Origin of the sequence: Moorena sp. SIO4A5 (genome assembly GCF_010672005.1) — a bacterium.
Taxonomy (GTDB): Bacteria; Cyanobacteriota; Cyanobacteriia; order Cyanobacteriales; family Coleofasciculaceae; genus Moorena.
On the sequence record NZ_JAAHHZ010000362.1, the window covers coordinates 1 to 4752 of the forward strand.

Below are 4752 nucleotides of genomic sequence, written 5' to 3' on the forward strand. Positions count from 1 at the left end.
TCACTGGTCTGACTAGTTTCACTATCACTGGTCTGACTTTGATAATCAATTAGTCGAATCCAAGTCAAGGTATCTAGTTTAAATAACCGGATTTCATTGGGGCTAATCGTTACCGTCTCACTATCCCCGTCTGTTGCGGGAGGGGTGCGCGTGACTGTGACAGTAAATTGTTGTCCTGTAGCAAGATAAGCAGCTTGTTGTTGTCCATTAATGGTTGTAGTGCTACCTGTAAGGATGGGTAATCGCAATCCATGCAACAAGAATCGTGAGGTCATTCCCGCTAAGGATTGGAACGACTCACCACCATTGAAATGATTGAGTAAGTCAATCAGAGTAATCGTACCATTGGCATCAACCCCATCTTTTTTATCCCTAACATGATCGATGCCAAGCTGCACGACAGAACGAATAATTAAGGTGAAGTAGTCAATAAATAAAAGTTCAGCGATCGCTAAATCTGCGGATGCATCGTTGGTCGGTATTTGTCCCAGCACTTCTTCTGTGCTCTGGTTATGGTTATAGTTGGAGGATTGAAAATAATTTTGAATCGCCTTGATTTGAGCGGGAGAATATTTCGTACTATCAAAATCAACGATATTGGGCTGCTTATTGGGATCATTCTCATCAGCACCATCCTTGAGTTCCATCTGAAGTTGAGGAAACATCGGGAAAATGGTACCACTAATTTCCGTATCCGCACTAATGGGGCGGTCGGTGATATCAAATATAAAATTCCTAGACAAGAATCGAATTAGCGGTTCCCAAAACTCATCCGCAGGTTCTTCCTCTAAGTAGTTAACGAATAGGGTATAAACATCTTCTAACAATTCCAAAGTTAAGACTTGAGCATCAACATTAACAGCACTTGTGTCGATATTTAAAGCATTACGCTCACTATCTGATAAATAGGCATAAATCACCCATTTAAATAGGGCTTTAACTAACTCATCAAAGTCCGTATCATTATCATTGGTAGAGTTATCATCTAGAGGAATCGAGTTTTCCATAAACAATAACCCGATACCACTTACCCCTGTTTCGGTCTTAGTATCTGTTTCGGTCTTAGTATCTGTTTCGGTCTTGGTAAAGGACGGTTGAAAATAAATATCGAGGCGAAGCTTCCCGTCTTTTACAGTTTCCGTGCGCACGTCTCCGGGGAGTGCTAGCTGAATTCCCGTTGTGCCATCATCCCATCGCAATGACCGTCCACCAGATGTTTGGGTAGTGCCATTTGTCGTAGTAGTATTTGTAGTAGTTACATTTGTAACTGTTCTTGTGCTACTAATGGTCTGGGCTTTAGCAAAACCAAAGCGATTAGCCCTACCATTTTTTTTGATTCGATAGGGACGCACGGTTTGAGCACGGGCAGTAAATACCGGCACAGTTGCTGCCATGGCTCCCCCAGAACCAGCAGCGAGTTGCCAGGGTGGTGTGCTATCTGAACCGAGGACAAATTGCTCCCGCACGGTCAAGTTAAACTTAAATCTGATCCGGACAAAGGCAATCTTGATTGATGCTCTGACAGAAACCGTAGCCACCAGAGCCACCTGAATGGCTTTGTATACCTCCACCACAAACAGCACCGCAACTTTAACCAGGACTTCTACATCAACCTGAATCACTTTAAAGTCCACGACACCATAGATCCGACCAACAATGGCTACACCACCCTGAATCCGGTAATAGGTGGCCTTTTTCTCATTAGTATCGGTGGGATTATAGGTAGCAAACACCCCTTGCAAAAGGCCATGGATGGTAATGCTGAATTCCGCGCGCAGAGGACCTTTCTTGATAATTTTCCCCAACCCGACCTGTAAGCCAATGCCAAATTCCAATACCGGGTCAAAGGTGCCACTAACAATGTCGGGAACACTGGTGGCTGTTTCTGCACTCAGTTTATTGAAATAGAAGCCCCCTAATCCTAAAAAGATGCCGACATTAACGGCAATGGATCTGGAAAAGTCACCACCCCAAGGGAAGCCCACATCGATACCAAAGTCCCCATTGGTATAGATTTCAATGGCAACCACCGGCAGGGTAATATGAACAGCACCAAAGTCGATATACCGCATGGTGTCGGGTAAAACCAGCTCACTGCGATAGACCCCGACAGTGTCACTAATGCGGCGATAGAGGATTTCAAATTCAAATCCAGCAAAACTCTGTACTGGGGGTCCCGACAAGCTAATGCGCAGCCCGTAGATAAAGGGATCGTTGAAAATTACACTGATCTCAATGGCACCCAAAATCACAAATTGGGCACCAATTAACCACCCACTCTCTGCACTAAACTGAATGGGCTGACCTGAAAATTGAATCGGTTGAGTGGGGTCAGAACTTACGGCTGAGGGTAAGGACTGTTGCAGAGCTGTCAGGGGATTTTGCCGCCGTTTAATGGGAGGAAGGGGTACCAAGGTTTGGCGCATCACCGTGGTGAATTGCTCAATAGTACGAGCTTGTTGCACAATTTCCGGTGCGAAGGCAACCCGTTGTCCCAAAGCCAGGAACTTCAGCTCGAAGATCGGGGCTTTAGTGCTGGGCACTTCTGGGGGATTTTCATTGACTGGGTCCCACTGAACTCGCTTTTTGGGTTGTCCAGGAATACTTAAGTCTACTGCGATCGCTATTTTTTTATTGGATGCTGTTCTAGCATTATTTTGTTGGGTACTGACCTGAGATGACTTAGTCCCAAACTGGTAAGACAGTCCCACATTGGATACCTTAGCAATCAAGACATTCAAGGTAGCCTTGTAGGAAATGGTGATGGATTTATTAGTTAGGTCTATCTCCAGACTAAACTTATCTAGCGCTATCTCTTGTTTAGCAAATTCATCCCAGGGTGGGTCGAGTTCAAAGTCAGTAATGCTGGAGTCATATACACTGACAATATAGGCAATCAGGTCACCAATAGTGGGATTCTTATCCCTGACCACACTAACGCTAAACCGCAACAGTTTACGATTATTGATATTGGTGTACACTGCGCTCAACAACAGGGTACTGATTTGGAGTTGGAAAATTAACTCACCGGTACGATTTGCCAGGGCTTGGGATGAACGACCAGAGCTAGAGGTGCTACCGGTTTGGCTAAAGGTATAGATAACCGAGAGTTGTAAGGTATCGAAAAAGGGAATAGAGGCTTTGACCGTTCCTGCGATCGCGCCTTTCAGGGTCGTAGAGGTTCCCCCTGGTTTATTACTCGACCTTTTAGTAATTTGAATCGCTGCTTGGATTTGCAGGGTTTCTTCCCCTGGCACTAAAGCAATGCCAGTATCCCAATCCATGGATCCGGTGAAGGTATAGCGGGATTCGACGATTTGGGTATTACTGTCTTGATAGCGAGTTTGTTGTAGCGCAAATGCCAGGGAAACTACTAAATCCCGCAACCCATACTCATCGAGCTTATCCTGGGAAAATCCAAAAGCTTTGATGACTTCGGTAATACTAATATTTTCAGCAGTGGCAGAAAATCCCCACTGACTGGCAATATTTCCATTTTTTGAGGAAAATTGATGGGCGACCTTAACCGCAAATTCGCCCCCAAATAACTCAAACAGCCCCTCAAATGACAGTTTTCGCTGCTGGGAGAGGGATTCTGCCGTATTCTGTTGAGTGCCATTGGTTGAGCCAGAAGATTTGACCGACGACACTGACAGAGCAAGCTGTTCGATCGATAAGGTTGGCCCCGAATCGAGGGTAATCGACCAGGCCCCTCCCCCAGTAACAGACCCAATAGCAGCCTCAAAGGAAAATGCCCCTTTATCCGGTCGCAATTCCACCGCCATTTTGGTAATGGCTAAGTTCTGAATCGAGTCTGGTGCATCTAATTCTGGAATCAGTTCTTCCAAAAGCGCCACGACATAAAGTCGCTGTCCAGCAATCATACCGCCCCGATAAACCGTTACGTTGCGGTCTTCAATTTTCTCCAGGATCAAATTGACAGTTTCACCAGCAACGGTTAGCTCTGAGACCAGACCAAAGCTAACACTGGTTGTTCTTTGCACTATTGCAGTCATGGCTCGATTCAGAAATATTACTAGGCAAAAATGGAATTATCTAAAGTCAGCGGTCAGTGGTCAGCATTCAGCCGTCAGCCATCAGGGAGCATTTTTTATTCAAAAGCACCTCAAGTAGCGTGGCACAGGCTTCTAGCCTGTGACCTAACCTATAAGCTGATAGCTGATAGCTGATAGCTGATAGCTGATAGCTGATAACTGATAGCTGATAGCTGATAGCTGATTACTGATTGCTATTCTTCATTACTGATTTTGAAATAGACCCCCCTTAATTTAAGGTCTAATCCATCTATTAATTGACCTGAATTCTCTTGCCATTCTGCTGATAGTCCAACAGTATAAGCTGTCTTCGTTTTATCAACGACTTTCTTTCCATCAGCATTTGTCGTTGAAGCACTAGAACCTGGAATTCTGACATGAAATTCATCCACATATAAACCAGCTTCAACCAGCACACTTGCCGCATCCTGTAAGACGGTAATATCTGGTAATTCGTCGGACTTGAGAGTGCCATCCTCATTCAGAAAGGAAGCCGTTGTGCCTGACTCAACTGCTCCTAGGGTTTGTAAAATACTGTTAAGAGAGGTACCTACTGTCCCTAAATAGACTCTCTCCCCTGCCGGAAGTTCAACTTCAATTCCCTTTTCTTTAATTTCATTAATAGCATTTTTAGGTTCTAAGGAAATTGTCTTTCCAGCCAGTTCTAGAGAAACACCAAAAAATACTTTAGTATCTG

The 4752-nt window shown here is 44.7% G+C and carries 2 protein-coding genes; one reads left to right on the forward strand and one right to left on the reverse strand.

Annotated elements, in window-relative coordinates:
• Window positions 1-2816 precede the first annotated feature (2816 nt).
• Window positions 2817-3023 (forward strand): hypothetical protein, encoded by a 207-nt coding sequence (locus tag F6K57_RS42300; RefSeq protein ID WP_364305681.1) that lies wholly within the window; start codon window positions 2817-2819, stop codon window positions 3021-3023.
• Window positions 3024-4249: 1226 nt separating this feature from the next.
• Here F6K57_RS42300 and F6K57_RS37035 read toward each other — a convergent pair.
• On the reverse strand, window positions 4250-4752 hold a 503-nt coding region (locus tag F6K57_RS37035), incomplete at its 5' end, for a hypothetical protein (RefSeq protein WP_293073270.1).